Below are 22,038 nucleotides of genomic sequence, written 5' to 3' on the forward strand. Positions count from 1 at the left end.
TTTAATAACTAAAAGAGAATGAAAACTAAGTATCTATTGCTATTTTTATTCATATACTTTTCTGCTTTATCACAAGATAACTACAATGTATCTAAGATAGAGCAAGATTTTATAGATAATGCATATACAGTCATAAATGAGAATATTGTAGACTTACAAATTTTTTCTATTGATAAATATACAATCAAGACAAGGAAGGTCGTAACTGTTTTCTCTGAGAAAGGTCTTAGTAGCCTTGATTTTAGTGAGATTTATGGAAGAAGTAATAAGATAAAACAGATTCAAGTTACTCAACTAGATGCTCAAGGTAAAATAGTTAAAGTATTCAAACAAAAAGATTTTAAAGACTATTCACTTAGTCAAGGAATGGCTATTACTGATATAAGGGTTCTTACTTTTGAGTTTAGACCAGTTCAGTATCCTGTAATATTTATATATGAGAGTGAAATAGAATCTCGTAACACTGCTTTTTTGCCAAAGTGGCAACCTATACAATATTTTTCTGAGTCGATTTTACTTTCTACTTTTTCTATAGAGAACAGTAGTGGTATTGTCAGTACTCCCTTGCTATACAATCCTGACTTTACGAAGATTACTAAAGTTGATCAAGGAAATAAAGTTACCTATACTCTCAAAGATTTTAAGGCAGTGACAAGTGAGAGTAATATGCCAAGTTCTAATAAGCTTTTGCCAAGTGTAGTTGTTACTTTAGGACAGGTCTCACTAGAGGGAATAAAAGGAGAGTTTACTAATTGGGAACAATTGGGTAATTGGTATTATCACAATTTTATTAAAGGAACAGAAGCTTTAACTCCGGAGACAATTAAGAAGGTAAATGAACTGACAGCAAATTTCACAGATGATATGGCTAAAGCTAAGGTACTTTATGAATATATGCAGAGCCATACACGTTATATCAGTGTACAGTTAGGAGTAGGAGGTTGGAAACCTATGTTAGCTAATGATGTTAAGAGATTAAATTATGGAGACTGTAAAGGGCTTAGTAACTATTATCGTGCCTTATTAAAAGTAGTAGGAATAGAGAGTTATCCAGTGGTGGTCTATGGTTCATCTAGTTCAATAGATATAAGAGAAGAGTCAGTTTGCCTTCAAGGCAATCATATGATTATAGCTATTCCTCTTAAGCAAGGCGGTTATCAATGGGTGGAGTGTACTAATAATCAACTGCCTTTTGGGTATATAGCTGGCTTCACAGATGATCGTCAGGTATTAGTAGTGAAGGAGAACGATAGTGAAATCGTGAAAACTAAGGCGTATACTAGAGACGAAAGCACACAGATCAGTAAAGGAATTTATTCTCTTAAAGTTAATGGAGATATAGAAGTTGCTTTAGATATTACATCTAAAGGAGGGCAGTTTGATAATAGAGTAGAGATGTATTATGCCAATTCCAGAGATAGGGAAAAGTATTATAAGCAAAGATTCTCTTCTTTTAATATTAATGAGTTTAAGGAGATTAATCTAAGTATTGATAATAATACAACATCGTTTGATGAGAAGTTCTCCTTTACAGGTGCTAAGTATGCAACTAAATTAGGAAATAGATTAGTGTTTTCTATTAACGGATGGAATGTAAGTAATAGTAATTTAAGTAATAGTAAGAATAGAAAACAACCATTGTATATCAGTTCTTCTTGGAAGGATGAGGATGTAGTAGAACTAGAGATTCCTGAAGGATATGTAGTGGACAATCTTCCCGAAAATGTCAATCTAAATACTAAGTATGGTGACTATAAAGTGACTTATCAGGTGCGAGACCAGAAGATATATTACACTCGTTTAAGCAGTGCAAATGAAGGATTATTTACTGTAGAAGATTATGATTTATATCGCAAGTATAAAGAAGAGATTCAAAAAAATGACCAAGCAAAAATAGTGTTGAAATTAAACCAATAAGGGTTATGAGAAAAGTATTACAGTTTACCATCAGTTGTTTAATTTGTGTGTGTACATATACTACACAGGCGCAGAACTTTTTAGGAAAAGTCACTGTTGAAGAATTACAAGAGACAGTAGATAAAATTGATCCAGAGGCTGAAGCTGCTGTTCTTAATGAGTATGGACGTGTATATTTTGATTATATTCCTAATGTTGGATTTAAGTTGGTTAGAGAAGTAAGTCGTAAACTTAAGATATATAAGAAAGAAGGACTGTCTTTGGCAGATTTTCAAGTTTCTTATTATATTGGGAATAAAGTGCTTGAGTCTGTGCGTATAAACGATGTATATACTTATAACTTGGTTGATGGAAAAGTACAACGAACTAAGATAAAGTCAAGCGCTATCTTTGACGAAAAACAAGACGAGAATTGGAAAACAAAGAAAGTCGTTGTACCAGACGTACGTGAAGGCTCTATAGTAGAGTATAGTTATACTGTGACTAGTGACTATTTTAGTTACATTCCCTCATGGGATTTTCAGAGAAGTATCCCTATTCATAGTACTGTATATGAGATTAAGATACCTGAATATTTTATTTATACTTCTAGAATAATGGGTGAAGCTAAAATCGATTCAAAGAAAACATCGGAGAAGAAGAGACTTTATCTTTCTAATGATAGAGGACCACAAGCACCATATTTTGAGTATACAGAATCTACAGGTATTTATAGTACAAGCAACGTAAGTTCATTAAAAGAGGAACCTTTTGTATCTAATATAGACAATTATCGATCTAGTCTTAAACACGATTTGTCAATTATTCGTTTTCCTAACGAGAAACCGAAGAATATATCGCTTAATGAAGGTGATTTAGTGAAGTCTATCTATGAGAATTCTTCTTTTTCAGGGCAGTTTAAGATGGATAAACCACTGAGTAAATTAATCAACTTAGAAGAGTATAAGAATCTAGATAATAAAGCGAAAATAGAGAAAGTATTAGCAAAAACTAAAGACATAATCTCATGGAATAAGAAGAATGGTTATTATTCAGAAGATTTAAAGAAAGCTTTAGAACAAAAGACGGGTAACTATGCTGATGTTAACTTTACTCTACTTACGATGTTGCGTTACGTAGGGATAGAAGCATATCCTATCTTAGTTAGTTCTATAGAGAATGGTATTAGTATATCACTACAGAAAACTTCTTATAACAGAGTGATTGTAGGAGCCATGTTAGATGGACAGGTTATTCTATTAGATGCTACAGAGAAGTACGGTAGCTTAAATGTGATTAGAGTAAATAATCTAAATTGGAAGGGACTAATGATACAGGACAAGGATAAATTTAAGGAAATCGATATGATACCTAATTTTTATTCTGTTACTTCGGAGAATTATACATTAAGTATTAATGAAAATGGAGTAACTATAGGAAGAGGAACAGAGCAATATAGAGATTATTCTGCATTATGGCTTCGAAAAGATATGGAAGGTAAAGGTGATGATGCGATAACTAAGATTTTTGAAGAAAGTTTTGACAATGTTGAGGTGGGAAATATAAATGTACAAGAGAAAGAGAATTCATTAATGCCCTTATCTGTAAGATTTGGTATGTCTAAGAAAGATGGATGTACAGTAATAGGAAATGAGCTATATGTCAAGCCGAGCATATTTTATAATTATAGAACGAATCCTTTTACTGCAAAAGAGAGAAAACTTCCTATTAATTTTATTTATCCTTTAATTTATATCTATAAATTCTCAGTAATTATACCACAAGGATATGAGATAGAATATTTACCAGAAGCATTAGATTTAAAAGATGATGAAATAGAGTTGGGGTTAGATTATAAAATACAGAAAGAAAACAATAACGTTACTTTCATTATACAATTTACAAGAGGAAGTTTTATAGAAGCAAAGAACTATTCTAAAGTGCAAACATTCTACACAAAGATGTTTGAAAAGTTAGAAGACCAAATAATATTTAAAAAGAAGTAAATTAAAACCAAGACGAGTAGTCTTGGTTTTTTTTATGTATTTAAAGTAGTAGTCTGATTAATTAAGAATCTTTTTGGTGTAAGTCCTCTTGCTATGTTGTATAATTGTGGTAAATTTTGACTTTATAATTACTACCACAAAAAATAAGATAATGAATAAAATAGCCTGTTTTTTATTTGTATTAATATGTTGTCTACAGACACCTTCTTATGGACAAGATTTCTTAGGAAAAGTAAAGCCAGCTGAATTAGCAGAGCTAAGTAATACCTCTTTCGTTAAGGATAAAGCGGTCATACTACAAGAAGAAGTTAGAGTAGATTTTGAATATTCTGATGAATATGGTTTTAGAGTGAATGAGACTGTATCACGTAAAATCAAATTATATGATGAGGTAGCTAAGGAAAAGTTGAAGTTCGTGGTTCCTTATGCACCTAAAGGATACGCAAGAGAGGATATGACTATTAATGTATCTAATATATATCGATTGGTAGATGGTCAAGTGGTAAAACAGAAATCTCCAAAACAAAATCTAATTGATGAAGATAAAGGTAATTGGAGAGAGAAGGGAGTGAGTTATAATGATGCGAAAGCAGGAGATATTATAGAGTATTCGTATATTAAATCTACAAACTATATAGATGAGTTACCAGAGTGGTATATACAGAGTGATATGCCTAAAGAAAGCGCCAGTTATAAAGTAGTAGTACCAGAGTACTTTTTATATAGCATCATAAAAAAAGGAGATATAAAACTAACAGAACAAGAGTATAATAGAAGAGTCTCTTTTCGTGGGGTGAATGGCTTTATGATTAAGTCTGAAATCAATGCTATAGAAAAAACGTATAAAGCACAATTAGTACCTTCTTTTATTGTAGAGCCTTATCTAGATAATCCTGCGAACTATATTTCAACAGTGCGCTTTGATTTACAACAAGTACAGTTCCCAGGTAATTCTGCGGAAAAAGTAATGCAAACGGAGAAAGAGTTTTATGCTGACTTACTTAAAAATAGAGGGTTTGGTAAAGAATTAAAACAAGATAAGTTTCTTAAAAAAGAAATTAACCTAGAAGAATATAAGGGACTAAGTATAGAAGCTCAGATTTCAAAACTATTAAATGTAGTACAGAGTCGAGTAACATGGAATCAAGAATATGGACTTTTCACACAGAATGGTATCAAAACTACTTTCTATAAAGGGACTGGAAATAGTGCTGATGTGAACTTACTATTGACAGCCATGCTAAGATATGTTGGTATAAAAGCTAATCCAGTATTATTGAGTACTAGAAGTAATGGTGTGAAAACCGCTTGGCAACGCAACTATTATAACCATATTATTACTGCTATAGAAGCTGATAATAGTATTTATTTAGTAGATGCTACGAATAAGTATACGACTCTTAATATATTATCATTAGATGATTTAAATGGTACAGGTACTATACTATACGACACTGGGGCTATTATTAAAGTGAATCTAATGCCTCAGTTCATTTCTAGTAAAGAAGTGAAGTATCAGATCACTCCTAATTTGAATGGAAGTATTTCAGGTCAGATTATAGAGAACTATAAAAACTATCGTGCTCTAGAGTTTAGAAATATGTATGATGGTAGTGAATGGAGATTTGGGAAGTGGTACGAGAGTCAGTACGTAGGGATGAATGTAAGTAGTACACGTGTGTATAATGGTGATAATAATGAGAAGGATGTAAGAGCAGTATTCTCGTTCAGTAAGCAGAATGGTGTATTGTTTCTTAATGATAAGTATATTATTAATCCATTTCAGTTCTACCCATTGTATTCTAATCCATTTAAAAACGAATATAGAAACAATCCTATTTACATAGGGTATCCAGAGTTAGACAATTATCTAATGGGCATAGTGATTCCAGAAGGGTATAAAGTAAGTACTCTACCTCAAAACTTTACTTTAAAAAGTGAGCAGACAGGTCTAGAAGTACAAACTAAGTTTGAGGTAAAAGACAATCAAGTACTGTGTAGTTTGATTTTTATTAAAGCTAAAGGAGTGATTGATTCAAAAGACTATGACAGCGTGAGAAATGTGTATACTCAATTATTAGAACAGTTAAAAGCACAAGTTACCTTAGAGAAGAAATAAAAATAAGGCTACCTGATTCAGGTAGCCTTATTCAATTATTATTAGTAAAGAGAAAATAAAGTGGAGCAATAACCACTTGTTATTTTACTGAGGAGTGAGTATAAATACTCCGTAAGTAGAGGTGTTAAATATAGATTTTGAAATCTCTTTAATGTCTTCAGGAGTGATGCTATTTAGTATTGCATCATAATTATTAAAGTCTTCAAGAGAACCAAAGTTTAATAGAGTTTCTCTAAGTTTTTCTACCCATTGGAATGTACTCGTATCTGTTAGATGTAAGCGTTTATTATTTAGAATGGTCAATTTCATTTGTTCTAGTTCTGTTTTAGAAATACTTTGTGTTTGAAGTGAATGAATAACTTCTTTAGCTAAGGTCTCTAATTTATCTATATCATCTAAAGAGGTAGAGAAGAATAAACTAACAGAAGTTCTAGGCTCAGGGTAAACTTCTACGTCTAGAGCGGAATAAGGAGAATATACTAATCCTTCTTTTTCTCTCGATAGTGTTAAGAACTGGTTGTTAAACATCTCTCTCACGATATGAGCCATCATGCTCTCTTTTAGAGTAGGTTTAATTGTTCCATTGAATACTATTGTGACATCAGGTCTTTCGATATCACTACTCGTTAGTGTAGCTCGTGTTATTTCTTCTTTTACGAATGCCTTAGATGAATTAGCACCGTTTTTATCTACTTGCTTTGGAGTATTATTTAAAGCACCGAAGTAAGCGATCGCCTTCTTCTTGATATCATCTGTATCAAAATTCCCTGCGATAAGTACATACACTTCTTCTAGATTAGCAAATGATTGATTGTATAAAGTAAAGAAACTATCTAGATTAACTTTCTTCCAGTCTTCTATCGTTGTGAGCTCTTCAGAGAATAAACTACCTTCTTTTTTATATTCTTCTATTTGATGTCCTATTTTGATAGCAGGATTATCTAATAAAGAAGAAGACTTAGTAGTTGTATCTATAGAAGAGACACTTTCCTCTATATATTCTTTAAAATCCTGTTGAGGTGTGATATAGTCATATAACTTTCTATACGTCCATTCAAAAAGGTCTTTGCTATTTCCTTTTCGCGAAGAAGTATTGATAATGCTAGCATCCTTATTTATACTCACGAGTGTAGATATCTCTCTATCAGATCCCGCTTGCATATATCCGTCATTAGTAAAGCCGTGTATCCAAGAAGAGTCTATAAAATATCCAGCATCTTGATAATATTTTTGTTCAGATGTAGGTATTTGATTTAGCCCATTTCTTGTGAACAAAGTCATGATATAATTATCATCTGTTGCCTTTGTTGGTTTAATACCTATGCGTAGCCCATTCGCTAATGTTAGTTCTGTAAGGTTGATATCCGCATATAGCTGTTCTTTTACAGCTATATCAGTTGTTGCTTTTTGTATAGGAGGCATTGTTCTCCAGTGGAAAGAACCACGTGGTCTTTCGTGCGTCTTCTTTTGTTTAGTAGATTTGAATACTAATGTTTTTGTACTTCCTTCATTCCAATACTTGTTTAGTTCATCAGCAGAGTCTATGGAGAACAAACTATCATTATATGTAAGTAGATATAGGTTCTCTTGATCAGTAGACCATGTGTTACTGTGTTTGCTTTCTATATCCTTTGTGGTGATAGTAGGAAGTAATTCAGTTAGTAAAGCATGTCTATCTATCGAAGATAAGTAGTGGCTATTCACTACGACCTGATCAACATAAGCATTGGTGATATAAGCAATGTCTTCGTCTTCAGAAGGAACAGAATGGTTCAGTAGATGTTGCTTATAATGTTCAAGCTCTTTTTTGTGAATACCTTTTACAGACATTGTGTTTACTGTACTAGCTACTAAACTTATGCGGTTCTGTAATTCTTCTACTGTCTTAGCCTGTATTTCTATGGCATTTTCATTTTTATTAGGTAGATACCATAGACTGTGAGCAGTAGCAGTGCTTTTGCTCATAGACAGTTTCTTATTGATCCATTGTTTATAGATTTGTTCTATAAGTTGTTGTCTGTAATCTTCTTTAGAAGCTAAGAAAGGCGCTTCTGTAAAGCGAACTATTTCTAATTTATTAGAATTTATAGTCGCATTGCTCTGCTTTTCTAATAAGTTAGTATAGACAGGGCTAAAAGTGTTTTCGCTTTGTTTTCTATCTAGATTCGACTGCCCTTTAAAAGAACTGAAGTATTTGTTTATTTGCTCTATAGCATCTTTAGTATTCACCTTACCTACGATGATTATAGTAGCTAGAGCAGGATTATACCATCGTTTATAGAATGCTCTAAGCTTTACAGGATCTAGATTTAGAATCTCTTTTTCAGTAGCGATAGGCAATCTATCTAAGTGAGGAGTACCTTCTAGTTTTTTGCGGTTAAATAAAGGCTCTGTACCAAAGTCTTTAATCTCTTGGATAACGATTCTTCGTTCTTTTTCTATTCCCTCATTATGGAGATGTGACTTCCCTAAGAAGTTAGCTAGTATATTTATTGCTAAATCCTGTTGTTTGATATCTAAGAGAGACAGATCATATACGGTGCGCTCATAAGTAGTATAAGCATTGATATCTCTCCCAAACTGATAGCCTAAACGCTGTAATGTATCAATAGCTTGTCTACCTGGGAAGTCATCACTACCATTAAAGATCATGTGTTCTAAGAAATGAGCAAATCCTTTCTCATCATCGCGTTCTTGTAGTGATCCTACATTTAAGACTAGACGATATTCTGTCTTCTGTTGAGGTATAGGATGGATGATATAGTTTAGCCCATTGTCTAATGTTCCATAAATTGCTTTTTCTGCTTTAGGCAATGGAGAAAAAGTACCTTGCCCTACTACAAGCAGAGGGCAAAGTACTAAAGCAAAGAAATATAGTATTTGAGTACGTTTCATTATTTTAATTTGTATTCTGTTTTAACTTGGATATATCCATCAGCATTGTTATGAATGAATATAAACTCAAAAGTAAACTTACTATCTGTCAGTTTAGCTTTTGATTCTTTCCAAGTATAATTGTCATAATCGTCTTCTATTATTTGATCTACATTGATATGATGTGCAGGGTTAATAGAACCTCCCATTTCATAGTTTTCAGTAGCCATTAAATCTCCTGCATCTAGTAGTTTTTTAAACCTATCCCAAGCAGAATATTTAAACTCAAAAGGTACAGCTAGATATTCATCATTATATAAGTTCTTTAGTGTTGATATAAAAGATACTTCTTTAGTATTAATATCTATGGCGATATGGTTAAGTGTCACCTCAAATGACTCTGTAGAAGTACGTGTTAATCCTACAGATTTCATTACTTCTTTGTTTTGTGGAGGAGCATCAGGTCCAGGGTTATTCCAAAACTCTAAATCATCAATAGTTAAGTCTCTAAACATTTTGTAGAAATAAGCCTCCAGTCCCATAGCATTAGAGGTCATTTTAAGAACAGGTTTATCTGTTGTGGCTAATTCGCTTAGTGTTATTATCGTCTTACCTGTTAGAATAGTAGTATAAGGTAGGTTAAATACTTCTTGTACGCCCCCTCCAGGATATTTAACCTCTGTAGTGACATTTATTTCTCCTAGTAGAGGGTATAAATCCAATCCTTTTTCTTTATAACCGTCTAATAAAGCAATCTGTTCTTTCGTTAGCTCATCTATAACACTCAAGGGTAATACTGTAAAAACAAGAGGTTTTTCTAAAGGAATAGTTGTATTGTTTTCTACTAAATTTAGTTTTATTCTTTTTGCTTCAGTGATAGTACGAGCTGTTTTACTTTTAAGTGTAATTACTGCTTTCTTCTCACCTGGAGCAAAGGTGATAGTTTGATTCTTTAATTCTAAAATATCTTTGCCTTGCTCTTGATTATCTTCCAGACCAAAAGTTAAAGTGATGGTCTGATGTGTTTTTTTAACTAGTAATACTTCTATGGAGATCTCATCTTCCCCATTGTTTTTTAGCACCGTGTTTTGGGTAGATAGATGAACTTTATTTTCACCTAAGTATTCTTTAGTAACCCCATCATCTTTACTACAGCTACTTAAAGATAGTGTAGTTAGGAGTAGTATAGTGAATGACTTTACTATATGTTTAAAACTTGTTTTCATCTTACTTTGTTTATTTGAATGAAGGCCAGCCTTTGTTTTGTTGAGCATTGTTATTATATCTCAATTCATTCATGGGTATTGGCCATGTCCAGCGATAGTCATTAGGTTCTATCTTGATAATGATAGTATTGCTATCTTCTTTTTTTCGTTCTATGGGTGTATTCCATCGTTTTAGATCAAAGAAGTTGTTCTTTTCTCCAATGAACTCTTTTTGTTTTTCGAAGTGAAGTTTATGACGTAGTTCTTGTTGACTAGGCGTATCTTCTATGTTAGGCTGATTAATAGCAGATAAGAATGTATTGAGAACTTCTTTTGCTTGTGCTAATTTATTTTGTTCTAAAAGACTCTCTGCTAAGATGAAATATGCCTCTGTACTGCGTATCATCACCACATCTCTAGGGTCTTTATCTAGTTGTGACCTTTTGTATTTACCTAGAAGAGAACGCTCTATTTTGTCCTCAGCAGTCGCTTTCATACTGTGTTTATATTGAGATATGGTATATCTAATATCGTCCAAGTCAAAATTATAATCTTCATTGATGTAAAGTAGATCCCCTTGGTTATCTTCGTAATATAAGTAGTGATTAGGATTATCTAGGTTGTTGTATAACCAGTAGATATTAGTATTATCTGAAGCCCAAATATTGCGATAATCCTCTGTTGAGGTTGGAAGTTTAGCTCCATCATTTACAAGTTTTTGTGCAATAGCTTCTGCTTTTGCATACTCTTTCTCATACATAGCGACCCTTGCCTGTAGTATCCTGATCCCTTTCTCTTTGATAAAGTAGTTTTGATGTTTACCAGATTGCTGTATTAAATCTAGACCTTCAGATAAGTATGTTTTGATTAGTTTAAGAGACTCTTCTTGAGTTAGTCTAGCTTTTTCTTCTACGATTAATTTATCTTTAGCGATAATACCTAAAGCTGTAGGGTTATAACGTTCAGAGAATAGTTGTAATAAATCGAAGTAATTATAAGCTTTTAAGACTAAAGCAGAACCTTTAATGTACTGCCAAACAGGGTCCTGACTATTGAAGTTGTGATCTGATTCTAATAGTACGTTTAGGTGGACGATGGCATCATAGTGATTATTCCATATCGAACTACTATTAATCGATAAGGTTGTTTCATCCCATTTATAAGTGAGGCTACTTCCTTTTAGATAATTAATTAGATAGGATGGCTGTAGATCTTCTGTATATAAAGTATAATCTTTAGGTTGTATAGGTGTAGCTTTATATGCCTGTGATAGTACTCCATAAGCTTTGATAGGTGAATTGATAATATCATTTCCAGAAATTTCGTTCTCAGATTTATTTTCTAGACTGCATCCCCATAGAGAACTAAATACAAATAAGTAGAATATTTTTTTAATCATTAGAAAGTAGCATTAAGAGAGAAAGTTAATATTGGCTGTAATACATCATTTAGAGAACCTCTATCTGTCTGAAAACGGTATGTGTAGATATTATCTGCTTGTACACTTAGCTGTAGGGATTTAAAATACTTATTGATAAAGTTATTATTGCCTAAGTTGTAACTAAGTTGTATGTAATTTAGCTTGATAAAGTCTGTTTTATATATTGTTCTATTATTAGCAAAGCTTTGAGAATAATCTTCTGCATTGCTTGGTAGTTTTTTGATAGGATAAACCTTATCTTCATCTCCTACTTCAAACCAGCTATCTTGTAACTGTCCCTCTATGGCATTTAAATGAGATTTGCTATAGTCTCTCACATAAGACTGATCATACATTTTCTTACCACCGAAATTATAGTTGATATTTATATTTAATGCCCAATTTCTATAAGTGAAGTAGTTGTTGAAAAAGCCGTTATAAGGAGCTATACTGTAGCCAATACGTCTGAAGTGATTTGCATTTTTTGGCTGATTTAGATCTATTACATGACCATCATTATCTATGTATTCTGGTACTCCTGTTAATGGATGTATACCATTAGTTTGCAGCCCATAGATGATACCTAGAGGTTTGCCTACTTCGTATTCTGGTATTACAGATTCTTCTGTTAGATATATTCTATCTGTACCATAAAGTGATTTTACCTTATTGGCGTTATAGGATAAGGAAAGAGAAGTATTCCATCTAAAATCTTTTAGCCTGATAGCATCTCCACTTAACATAAATTCTATCCCTCTATTTTCTAGTTCTCCTATATTTTTAGTAAATGTATTAAACCCATTACTCATGGCTATAGGCATAGATAGTATAGCATCTTTTGTTGTGTTTTGATAGAAGTTAACTAATAGACTTAGTCTTTCAAAGAAGCCGAAATCTACGGAGTAGTTTATAGAGTGAGTTTGTTGAGGTTTTAAATCTTTATTAGGTATTCCTTGTAGCACTAATAATCTATAGTCTCCATAGAATGTATTAGGATTGCTAAAAGTAGACTCTATATCTCTTATTGAGATTCCTGTCATACTTGCTGTATATCCTAATGAGGCTTTAAATTTCAAATCAGTTAGTATATTTTGATTCTTGAAAAAATCATAGTGAATAGGAGACCATCCTATTCCTGTAGACCATGCATCATTCCATCGTTTACTTGAAGGTAAAAGGGAAGAACCATCTCTTTTGAAACTTCCATATACATCATAAGTTCCTTTATAAGTATATCCCAACGCAGTTCCAAAACCAAGTTGTGTATTCTTTATTTTGCTTCCTGAGTTTTTAGGAGCATAATCACCTGTTAAAGAGTTGTTGATACCCGATAGACTACTGATTTCATCATCTATTCCATGACCTTCACCCCCAATAACTTTTGTATTCGTAGTATAGTAATCCATATTTACTCCTAAGAAAATATCATGGTCGCCTAATTGTTTTTGGTAATTAGCACGTAGATTATATGTAAAATCGAAGTTCTTGCTATCAGAGTCAGATATAAAGCCTTTGGCATTGTTAGGCTTTTGCTTTTGACTATAGGCAGTACTAAGGATTCTTTTATAAGTTTCGCTTAATGAATAGTCTGCACCTATTACCCCTGCTATGTTTAATTCGGGCAATATATCCCATTGCATTACCATGGAACTGCTAAATCTTTTACTAGTCTGTTTTTGTTTGTATTGATTGATTAAGTCAGCATAAGAGCGATCTGAATAACTCGTTAGTTTTGTCGAATGCTTTGTTTCATAAGGATTAAGCATAAAGGCTAATGAAGTAGGATCATTATCCATTCCATTTTCAGTATTGGTAGTCGAAAGCCCAAAACTATTGTTAAGAGATAAGGTTAGATTAGGAGCTAATATATAATCTAAATTAGCACGTGCGGTTATTTGATTGATATCATTACCAGGTATACGACCACCTTGTTTACTGTAATTCAGCGAGTAGAAATAAGAGTTTTTTTCGGTACCACCTCTTACACTAAGGTTATGAGATTGGAAATAATTAGGCTTTACTAATTCTTTAAACCAATCTGTATTAATTCTTCTTAAGGAGTCTAATTTGTGTTCTCCTTCTTGTAGTTTCTGACTTAGAAGAGGACTGTTCTGATATGTAGTATTGATATATTCAGATGAGTATAGATATCCTGGAGTAGCAGGATTTTGCATTCTGCGTTCGAATGCTAATTTCTCATCAGTATTCATCATATTAGCCGTTCTTTCCCCTCTCATTGTTATTCCTTGTTTCATAGCATAACTAATAATCGGTTTACCGTCAAAACCTCTTTTAGAGGTTAATTCGATAACTCCATTAGCTGCCTTAATACCATATAGAGCGGTAGCAGGGGCATCCTTTAATACCTTGATAGTGGAGAAGTCATTAGGATTAAGAGTCATAAAAGTCTCTGTCGAAATCACAATTCCGTCCATTATAAATAGTGGCTCATTGGCATTTCCTTGATAGTTGAAAGAAGAATTACCACGTAGTCTTATCTCTGGTTTTTTGCCCAATTCTCCAGAGTAAGTAACAGTAAGACCAGCTACTTGTCCTTCTAATAACTTAGCTATATTCAACTCTGAGCGTTGACTCAGTTGTGTCATGTCTACTGTGATTACAGAACCTGTACTATTACGAATGTCGATATCATTGATATTAGTCGATTTTCGGATGATCAGTTCATCTAATTGTTTTGTAGTGGGTAGTAGATAGATTGTTTGACTTCCCTTTTTTAATTTCATTTCTAGATTTTCATAGCCTTCATGGCTGATGATAACAGAAGAGTGATAGAGCTCAGGAATTTGGAACTCTCCTTTTTCATTAGTGAAAAAGGTATCTCCTGAGGCTAGTACAGTGATTATAGCTGTATCTAATCCTTTTTTAGTTTCTAGATCTAAAATCTTACCTGTGAATACAGGCTCTTGTGCATAGACTCCAATTGCACAAAATAAACTGATTACGAGAGTAGTAATAGTTCGTAGTGGAGTAAGTAGCATAATGGTGTGTTATAATTAAGACTAATTCTAAATTAAAGTGCAAAAGTAAAGAGTTTTTTTACTTTTCAAAATGAATAATGACTTTATTTAGATTAGTTATGTATTAAAAAACTACAATAAGCGAGTTTTTTACAAGGTAAGCTTAGTTATACTATAGGTTTTTTGTTTACTTATTTTACTGTTTATTAGGTGTTTATTTTTTTTTGAGATTAGGTTTATTGCTTTTTATGTGTTGTTTTTTATTTAGAATTATTTCTTATAATGTAGAAATTCTTAAGGTTAGAATGATGTCTAAATAGGATGTGATTATTTAGAATACAGCTCTTGAGTAGCTCGAAGGTTTGTAGTGGTATGTTAGGTATATGTGAATGATAGAAACTATTTGAGTATATAGTGAGTCCGTTATTTTAGCCCAAAAAACGGACTCACTACGGACTCATAACGGACTCACTACGGACTTAGGTAGAACGAAAGTAACACGAATTCAGTAGAAAGATACATGAGTTTGAATTGTTAATTTCGTAAATAATGTGTTTTTTATTTTGTTAAAATAAAGTTTTATTTGTTTTATTTTTGCTCTTTTTGATTTGAAGCTATCTATTGTGTTTAGGTAGTGTGTTATGTTTAAAATTAGAATATATGGGAATGATTAGTTGCTCTAAACATGGATTAAGTGGTATCCTATCTTGTATGGGGCAAGACTTAGTAGATAAAATACAATTAGGAGAAGAGGTGCTATCTACAAGTCTGTGCAAGATAAAAGTAGTGATGCATATCGATATAGAGGATAAACTAGAATTTAGTTATGTCTTAAGTCTAGAGACAAAGGATAGATTAAAATTAGCAGATAGATATGAGATTAGTAAAGACGAAGATTTAACTTCTTTAGATAGTCTTTATAAGTCATTAGGCGTTATCTGTGTAAGGTGCTTTGCAGAGTACCAGTATAAAGATGCTTTTAAAGGTTTTTTAATAGGAGCAGAGGTTCTATAATATCTAAATGCGTTTAAAGTAGAGACACAATATTTTGTGTGTCACCCAAACTATGTTACCCCTATACAGATTATGAACAGTTGAGATAACACAAGTGTAAAGGTTAGAATGTATGATTACAATATCTGAATGCGTTTAAAGTAGAGACACAATATTTTGTGTGTCACCCAAACTATGTTACCCCTATACAGATTATGAACAGTTGAGATAACACAAGTGTAAAGGTTAGAATGTATGATTACAATATCTGAATGCGTTTAAAGTAGAGACACAATATCTTGTGTGTCACCCAAACTATGTCACCCCATACAGATTATGGACAGTGAAGATAATACAAGTATACAGGTTAGAATGTATGATTACAATATCTGAATGCGTTTAAAGTAGAGACACAATATCTTGTGTGTCACCCAAACTATGTCACCCCTATACAGATTATGAACAGTTGAGATAACACAAGTATAAAGGTTAGAATGTATGATTACAATATCTGAATGCGTTTAAAGTAGAGACACAATATCTTGTGTGTCACCCAAACTATGTCACCCCATACAGATTATGGACAGTGGAGATAATACAAGTATAGAGCTTGTTGTATGTGTTTTCATACAGAGGGAAGAGATGTAATACCTTGTGTGTTTCCTCTAATCAATGTCACGGATTACGGCATCCGCGACAACATGAATTGAGGCTGTAGGTGAACTGTACAGATATATTTGTTTGGTTTAGAAAACAGCTTATTTTTTAAGCTTTTTGTATTCTCTAATTAAACCTTTAAGTTCTCGATTAGATGTTACATCAACGTCTTTATCAGATAAGAAATGTCTGAATGTGAAATGGCTTCTATAGTTCTTTGATACTATTTCTTGATCAATAATAAATAAGTCATTTCTCAATTGTTGTTTTTCAGTTTCGATATTTTCTAAGTCAATAAACTTTTCTTTATAATCTCTTCTAAAAGTAGATGTACTAAAAGGAATAGAATTAAGAATCTGCATTTGTTTTTTAGACTTTAAGTCTAAAGTAGAGATAATCTTGATTGCGAGTGCATCTATTTCTATTTTAGTTAAAGAGTCTATTTTCTCAGGCAAGTAAGATTTTGTTTTTTTAATCGGCTTTACTTTGCTTGACTGTTTAGTTACAGTTTTTTTTGAAGTTGATAAAGGAGCATGACCCGTTCCGAAGCATTTATCACAAAAAGGGTCTAAGCCTTCACAAGAGCAAATTTCTGTTCTCATATTTTTGAATTACATTTTAATTTAAGGAGGCTTGATAGTAGCCTTGTTATTTTACAGTACTGATTTATTATAAAGAAGTAAGTCATGTAGGTCGTAAAATAACTGCGCAAAGATAATTGAATTTTTATAGCCTTAGTGAGGTTAAAATTAGAATGGGCAACAATGGGCTATAACTAAAACAAAAAAAGACTGCTTATTAGGCAGTCTTCTTATAGTATAATGATATTCTTATTTCTTCGTATTGATGGTGTTTTTATAGATTTTACCACCTTTCATGATTAAGATAAAGTTCTTCTCAGGATTAGCTATAAGAGATAAATCTTTTAGAGGATCTCCATCTACAAGTAGTAAGTCTGCATAAGCATTTTCTTCTACTACACCTAATTTGCCAGGGTATGGACTGCGCAATCCTGATAACTGAAGTAACTCTCCGTTATCTTGAGTAACCATTTTTAGGATTTCAGCATTAGTGAACCATTTTTGTAAACGCAGGATATAGTCATTTTGCTCTTTGTTTAATTCTGGTTCGAATAAGAAGTCAGTACCCCAAGCTAGTTTTACTCCTAGTTGTTTGGCTAATGGCCATACTTTGTCTTGTCCTTCTAGTACAGGTTTGCGTTTTTCTTTGCGTTGCGCATCCATATTATCGTTGTTGTCCATTAGGTTCTGTAGACTTAACCAAATGTTCTTCTCAGCCATTATCTTTAGAGTCTCTTCATCTAGCATTTGTCCATGTTCGATAGACTTCACACCAGCTTCTATAGCGCGTTGTACGGCTCTAGGAGTATAAGCGTGTACCATCACATAAGTACCCCAGTCTTCCGCTGCATCTACAGCTGCCTTGATTTCGTCAAAAGTATATTGTGTAACATCGATAGGATCATAAGCAGAAGAGGTTCCTCCACCTGCCATTACTTTGATTTGACTAGCACCGAAGCGTAGGTTCTCTCTAGTAGCAGTAAGTACTTCGTCACGGCCATCTGCTATAAATGTAGCCCCCATTTCTTCTGCACGAGAAGGCTTCCCAAAGTAGCGTCTAGAGCGCTCATTAGGAGTTCTAAAGTCTCCGTGTCCTGCAGTCTGACTAATAGTAGCACCTGAAGGCCAAATACGTGGGCCTGCAGTCTTATCTGCATCAATAGCTGCTTTTAAAGGAAATATAGGGCCACCTGCATCTCTAACGCTAGTGAAACCGCGCATAAGCATGCTGTGCGCTCCTACAGCTACATTTTGCATTAAGCTTTCAGGAGTTGCATTAGGAGACATCATTTGTTCCATAGTCAAAGCTCCGAATACCATGTGTACGTGTACATCGATTAATCCTGGCATAAGTGTTTTTCCATTGCCATTGATTTTAGTTACATCTTTGCCTTTAACAGAAATAGAAGAAGGGCTTATCTTCTCTATTTTTTGATCAGAGACTAAGACATTCATTGGCGCAGTAAGGGCTGCAGTCTTGTGGTCTAGGATTCTTACATTCTCAATAAGGACTTGTTTGGTCTGAGCAAATGTGATAGAAGTACTAACAACAAAAAGTGCTATTATGGATTTTAATTTCATAAAATAAGGAAAATTAGAAGATTGTTCTGTGTACAAATTATATAGCCTCTAAGTTATTATAAAAGTAGCTTTCTGCCTAATAATATTTTATGAAGTAGTTGATTCTACTTTATTGTTAGAAATTAATCTAATGAAATGAAGGTAGAACTTTAGAAAGTTTTTAAGTTTGTAAGTAATAGAATAAAAAAGAACAAAGAGATGAAAGTAGTAATCCAGCGTGTGACAAAGGCTTCTGTGACTGTAGAAGGTAGTGTAGTTGGTAATATAGGACAAGGACTTTTAGTTTTAGTAGGGGTAGAGGATATTGATACAAAACTAGATATAGAATGGTTATCAGGTAAGATTGTGAATTTGCGTATTTTCGAAGATGAGAATGGAGTGATGAATAAGTCTGTAAAAGAAGTAGATGGTGAGGTATTATTAGTAAGTCAATTCACTTTACATGCTTCTACGAAAAAAGGAAATAGACCTTCTTATATTAAGGCGTCTAAGCCAGACTTTGCTATACCTATGTATGAGAAGTTTATAGATAAGTTAGAAAATGATTTAGGTAAACGTATACAAACAGGTAAATTCGGAGCGGATATGAAAGTAGAATTGCTAAATGATGGACCTGTAACAATCGTAATAGATAGTCAAAATAAAGAATAATGAATAGTTTAGTAAAGTTTAGTTTATTCACGGTTATCTATGTGATGATGACGTGGTTCTTAACAGATGAGGTCGGTTGTGCTTTTTCAGGTGATGAGCAGTGTTTAATTAGTTTTGTGGTAAAGTATATTATCTTTATCGCACTGATGTTCGTTTATGACAAATGGGTAAAAGGAAGAATTTTTAAAACAAAAAATAAGTAATTATGAATATTCAAGATGCACAGTTAGCAGTTGATAATTGGATTAAGGAACACGGTGTTCGTTATTTTAACGAATTGACGAATATGGCTCAGCTTACAGAAGAAGTAGGAGAGGTAGCTCGTATCATCGCTAGAAGATATGGAGAGCAATCTGAAAAAGAAAGTGATAAGAACAAAGATTTAGGTGAGGAGCTAGCAGATGTAGTATTCGTAGTGATGTGTCTAGCGAATCAGACTGGTGTGAATCTACAAGAGGCATTTGATAAAAAGATGGACTTGAAAACAAAGAGAGATCACGACCGTCACCACAATAATGAAAAATTAAAATAGAGAATACGTGAATATTAAGCTGTTAAAAAGTAAAGTAGAGCATGACAAGACGCTTGTTATCTCTGGTAGTAAATCCGAAAGCAATAGATTATTAATATTGCAAGAGTTGTTTCCATCTTTAACGATAGGGAATGTATCTGATTCTGATGATGTATGTGCCATGCAAGGTGCATTAGCATCTACGGGTGATGTAGTAGATATACATCACGCGGGGACTACTATGCGATTTTTGACAGCTTATTATTCGTTGTGTAGTACTCGTGAGCTTACTCTGACAGGGAGTAGTCGTATGCAAGAAAGACCTATCGGTGTACTAGTGGAAGCACTAAGACAGTTAGGGGCTGATATCACATATAGTAAGAAAGAGGGATATCCTCCACTTCATATAAAAGGCCAAATCGCAATAGGAGGTAAGGTAGAATTACCTGCGGATGTGAGTAGTCAGTATATCACAGCACTATTATTAGTAGGGACTAGGTTAAAGAATGGAATAGAATTACACTTGGTAGGTAATATTACTTCTCGTCCTTATATAGAGATGACTCTACAGCTATTAAGCCAATTAGGAGTGGAGAGCTCTTTTAATGGGAACATCATTAGTGTAAAACCTTTAGTCAAGGCTAGTACAGAACAGTTTACAGTAGAATCAGATTGGTCATCTGCCTCTTACTTCTATTCTTTTGTAGCACTGTCACCTATAGGAACGACTATGCAACTGAAGAGTTATAAAGAGGATAGCTTACAAGGAGATAGTCAAGTAAGTCAACTGTATACTATACTAGGTGTAGAGACTACATACTTAGAAGACTATACCATAAAATTAGAAAAAGTAAGAGAGACAGACTTTGAGTTTAAAGCAGATTTGATAGAGACTCCTGATTTGGCACAGACTATAGCTGTGACTTGTTTTGGTTTAGGCATTCGTTGTGAAATGACTGGGCTACATACTTTAAAAATAAAAGAGACAGATCGCTTAGTGGCTTTACAGAATGAGCTAACTAAATTAGGTGGTGTGGTTGATATCACAGAAGAATCTATTGTTGTTCACCCTTCTAAAGGGATGAGAGAAGGAATAGAGATTGAAACTTATCAAGACCATAGAATGGCTATGGCTTTTGCTCCATTATCTCTGAAAGGAGAGGTTACTATTTTAGAAGCAGAGGTTGTAACTAAATCATTTATAAATTACTGGGATTGTTTGGCTGAAATCGGTGTAAATATTGTTAAAAAATAGAGCTGTAAAATTAAATATGGCTAAATACTTGACAACCCCTACTCTGAGGTTGTATATTTGTACTCAATTTGGACATCTATACTCTTAGATTTTCCAAATTAGTTTAGTATTATTTTCTAACAAAACACATATTCAATGAAGTTATCAAACTTTAATTTTGATTTGCCTGAAGAATTATTGGCAGAGTTTCCAGCAGAGAACAGAGATGAGGCACGCCTAATGGTAGTAGATCGTAAAACTGGGACGATAGAGCACAAATTATTCAAGGATTTAATTGACTATTTTGACGAGGGAGATGTGATGGTGTTAAATAACACGAAAGTATTTCCTGCACGTTTATACGGTAATAAAGAAAAAACAGGTGCGAGAATTGAAGTATTCTTGTTACGTGAGTTAAATGCTGAACAACGTTTATGGGATGTATTAGTAGACCCAGCTCGTAAAATACGTATCGGTAATAAATTATACTTCGGAGATGATGATTCATTAGTAGCTGAAGTAATTGATAATACAACTTCTAGAGGGAGAACTTTACGTTTCTTATACGATGGTTCTTACGAAGAGTTTAGATTTAAATTACAAGAATTAGGAGAAACTCCGATTCCTAAGTACATTAATCGTGAAGTAGTGCCAGAAGATGCTGAGCGTTACCAAACTATCTATGCTACTGAAGAAGGAGCTGTAGCTGCACCAACAGCAGGATTACACTTCTCTAAACACTTATTAAAACGTTTAGAGATAAAAGGTGTTGAATTTGCTAATGTAACATTACATATCGGTTTAGGTACTTTCAACCCAGTAGAGGTAGAAGATTTATCTAAACACAAGATGGATTCAGAAGAGATGTTTGTGAATCAAGAAGCTTGTGATATTGTAAACGCAGCTAAAGAGAGAAAGAATAGAGTATGTGCTATCGGTACAACAAGTATGCGTGCATTAGAAAGTTCTGTTTCTTCTAGTCAAACGTTAAACCCATTCGTGGGATGGACAAATAAATTTATTTTCCCTCCTTATGATTTCAGTATCGCTGATTGTATGGTGACTAACTTCCACATGCCTAAGTCAACATTATTAATGATGATCTCTGCGTTCTGTGGACATGACTTAATGATGAAAGCTTATAAAGAAGCTGTAGAAGAGAAATATAAATTCTACTCTTACGGAGACGCAATGTTGATTCTGTAATAGATCAATCAGAATAAATTAGAAAGCCTTTGAGATTCTCAAAGGCTTTTTTTATGAATAGCACGAGTGGACTTTTATCTTATGTTTAGGAGCTTATTTGTATAAAAAGAACTAAATTTACAGTTA

15 protein-coding genes are annotated in these 22,038 nt (G+C 33.3%); 9 read left to right on the top strand and 6 right to left on the bottom strand.

Features of this window, described 5'->3' with window-relative positions:
- Positions 1–18: 18 nt before the first annotated feature.
- The 3 genes from E0Z07_RS08535 (at position 19) to E0Z07_RS08545 (ending at position 6,021) form a co-directional block, all read left to right on the top strand.
- Entirely contained in the window at positions 19–1,917 is a 1,899-nt protein-coding gene (locus tag E0Z07_RS08535) for a DUF3858 domain-containing protein (RefSeq protein ID WP_006257231.1), read from the top strand.
- Between the two features lie 5 nt (positions 1,918–1,922).
- The gene (locus tag E0Z07_RS08540) at positions 1,923–3,902 is read left to right on the top strand and encodes a DUF3857 domain-containing protein (protein ID WP_006257230.1); all 1,980 of its coding nucleotides are present in this window, start codon (positions 1,923–1,925) and stop codon (positions 3,900–3,902) included.
- 151 nt (positions 3,903–4,053) lie between these two features.
- Positions 4,054–6,021 (top strand): hypothetical protein, encoded by a 1,968-nt coding sequence (locus tag E0Z07_RS08545; protein ID WP_006257229.1) that lies wholly within the window; start codon positions 4,054–4,056, stop codon positions 6,019–6,021.
- A gap of 84 nt (positions 6,022–6,105) precedes the next feature.
- Here E0Z07_RS08545 and E0Z07_RS08550 read toward each other — a convergent pair whose 3' ends face one another.
- The 4 genes from E0Z07_RS08550 to E0Z07_RS08565 are packed head-to-tail and all read right to left on the bottom strand — an operon-like array spanning position 6,106 to position 14,519.
- On the bottom strand, positions 6,106–8,916 hold the full coding sequence (locus E0Z07_RS08550) for a M16 family metallopeptidase (RefSeq protein WP_006257228.1): 2,811 nt from the start codon (positions 8,914–8,916) through the stop codon (positions 6,106–6,108).
- On the bottom strand, positions 8,916–10,121 hold the full coding sequence (locus E0Z07_RS08555) for a DUF4929 family protein (protein ID WP_006257227.1): 1,206 nt from the start codon (positions 10,119–10,121) through the stop codon (positions 8,916–8,918). Before E0Z07_RS08555 ends, E0Z07_RS08550 begins: the two co-directional genes overlap by 1 nt.
- A gap of 10 nt (positions 10,122–10,131) precedes the next feature.
- On the bottom strand, positions 10,132–11,499 hold the full coding sequence (locus E0Z07_RS08560) for a RagB/SusD family nutrient uptake outer membrane protein (protein WP_006257226.1): 1,368 nt from the start codon (positions 11,497–11,499) through the stop codon (positions 10,132–10,134).
- Positions 11,499–14,519, bottom strand: a complete 3,021-nt coding sequence (locus E0Z07_RS08565; RefSeq protein WP_006260565.1) for a SusC/RagA family TonB-linked outer membrane protein — start codon at positions 14,517–14,519, stop codon at positions 11,499–11,501. The genes E0Z07_RS08560 and E0Z07_RS08565 overlap by 1 nt, the downstream gene beginning before the upstream one ends.
- Positions 14,520–15,158: 639 nt before the next feature.
- Between E0Z07_RS08565 and E0Z07_RS08570 the strand changes: the two genes are divergently transcribed.
- The gene (locus tag E0Z07_RS08570) at positions 15,159–15,512 is read left to right on the top strand and encodes a hypothetical protein (RefSeq protein WP_006257224.1); all 354 of its coding nucleotides are present in this window, start codon (positions 15,159–15,161) and stop codon (positions 15,510–15,512) included.
- Between the two features lie 737 nt (positions 15,513–16,249).
- Here E0Z07_RS08570 and E0Z07_RS08575 read toward each other — a convergent pair.
- Both E0Z07_RS08575 and E0Z07_RS08580 read right to left on the bottom strand, forming a co-directional pair.
- A complete protein-coding gene (locus E0Z07_RS08575) occupies positions 16,250–16,750 on the bottom strand; it encodes a hypothetical protein (RefSeq protein ID WP_006257223.1) in 501 nt (166 codons plus the stop codon).
- A 228-nt stretch (positions 16,751–16,978) separates the two neighbouring features.
- The gene (locus tag E0Z07_RS08580; RefSeq protein WP_006257222.1) at positions 16,979–18,310 is read right to left on the bottom strand and encodes a metal-dependent hydrolase family protein; all 1,332 of its coding nucleotides are present in this window, start codon (positions 18,308–18,310) and stop codon (positions 16,979–16,981) included.
- 198 nt (positions 18,311–18,508) lie between these two features.
- On the opposite strand from E0Z07_RS08580, the gene dtd reads away from it, so the two are divergent.
- The 5 genes from dtd to queA all read left to right on the top strand — a co-directional run bounded on the left by dtd (position 18,509) and on the right by queA (position 21,912).
- Entirely contained in the window at positions 18,509–18,961 is a 453-nt protein-coding gene (dtd, locus tag E0Z07_RS08585; RefSeq protein ID WP_006257221.1) for a D-aminoacyl-tRNA deacylase, read from the top strand.
- A complete protein-coding gene (locus tag E0Z07_RS08590) occupies positions 18,961–19,164 on the top strand; it encodes a hypothetical protein (protein WP_006257220.1) in 204 nt (67 codons plus the stop codon). The genes dtd and E0Z07_RS08590 overlap by 1 nt, the downstream gene beginning before the upstream one ends.
- A 2-nt stretch (positions 19,165–19,166) precedes the next feature.
- On the top strand, positions 19,167–19,493 hold the full coding sequence (locus tag E0Z07_RS08595; protein ID WP_006257219.1) for a nucleotide pyrophosphohydrolase: 327 nt from the start codon (positions 19,167–19,169) through the stop codon (positions 19,491–19,493).
- Positions 19,494–19,500: 7 nt separating this feature from the next.
- Complete coding sequence (locus tag E0Z07_RS08600) at positions 19,501–20,727, top strand: 3-phosphoshikimate 1-carboxyvinyltransferase (protein WP_006257218.1); 1,227 nt, start codon at positions 19,501–19,503, stop codon at positions 20,725–20,727.
- A 135-nt stretch (positions 20,728–20,862) separates the two neighbouring features.
- Positions 20,863–21,912 carry a tRNA preQ1(34) S-adenosylmethionine ribosyltransferase-isomerase QueA gene (gene queA / locus E0Z07_RS08605; protein ID WP_006257217.1) on the top strand — a complete coding sequence of 350 codons (1,050 nt, stop codon included), beginning with the start codon at positions 20,863–20,865 and terminating at the stop codon, positions 21,910–21,912.
- Positions 21,913–22,038 lie beyond the last annotated feature (126 nt).

Source organism: Myroides odoratimimus (genome assembly GCF_004337635.1).
Taxonomy (GTDB): Bacteria; Bacteroidota; Bacteroidia; order Flavobacteriales; family Flavobacteriaceae; genus Flavobacterium; species Flavobacterium odoratimimum.

Bases quoted from the DNA above. Each gene is read 5' to 3' on its own strand.
- E0Z07_RS08535 (WP_006257231.1), top strand. From the start codon at position 19: ATGAAAACTAAGTATCTATTGCTATTTTTATTCATATACTTTTCTGCT.
- E0Z07_RS08540 (WP_006257230.1), top strand. From the start codon at position 1,923: ATGAGAAAAGTATTACAGTTTACCATCAGTTGTTTAATTTGTGTGTGT.
- E0Z07_RS08545 (WP_006257229.1), top strand. From the start codon at position 4,054: ATGAATAAAATAGCCTGTTTTTTATTTGTATTAATATGTTGTCTACAG.
- E0Z07_RS08550 (WP_006257228.1), bottom strand. From the start codon at position 8,916: ATGAAACGTACTCAAATACTATATTTCTTTGCTTTAGTACTTTGCCCT.
- E0Z07_RS08555 (WP_006257227.1), bottom strand. From the start codon at position 10,121: ATGAAAACAAGTTTTAAACATATAGTAAAGTCATTCACTATACTACTC.
- E0Z07_RS08560 (WP_006257226.1), bottom strand. From the start codon at position 11,499: ATGATTAAAAAAATATTCTACTTATTTGTATTTAGTTCTCTATGGGGA.
- E0Z07_RS08565 (WP_006260565.1), bottom strand. From the start codon at position 14,519: ATGCTACTTACTCCACTACGAACTATTACTACTCTCGTAATCAGTTTA.
- E0Z07_RS08570 (WP_006257224.1), top strand. From the start codon at position 15,159: ATGGGAATGATTAGTTGCTCTAAACATGGATTAAGTGGTATCCTATCT.
- E0Z07_RS08575 (WP_006257223.1), bottom strand. From the start codon at position 16,750: ATGAGAACAGAAATTTGCTCTTGTGAAGGCTTAGACCCTTTTTGTGAT.
- E0Z07_RS08580 (WP_006257222.1), bottom strand. From the start codon at position 18,310: ATGAAATTAAAATCCATAATAGCACTTTTTGTTGTTAGTACTTCTATC.
- dtd (WP_006257221.1), top strand. From the start codon at position 18,509: ATGAAAGTAGTAATCCAGCGTGTGACAAAGGCTTCTGTGACTGTAGAA.
- E0Z07_RS08590 (WP_006257220.1), top strand. From the start codon at position 18,961: ATGAATAGTTTAGTAAAGTTTAGTTTATTCACGGTTATCTATGTGATG.
- E0Z07_RS08595 (WP_006257219.1), top strand. From the start codon at position 19,167: ATGAATATTCAAGATGCACAGTTAGCAGTTGATAATTGGATTAAGGAA.
- queA (WP_006257217.1), top strand. From the start codon at position 20,863: ATGAAGTTATCAAACTTTAATTTTGATTTGCCTGAAGAATTATTGGCA.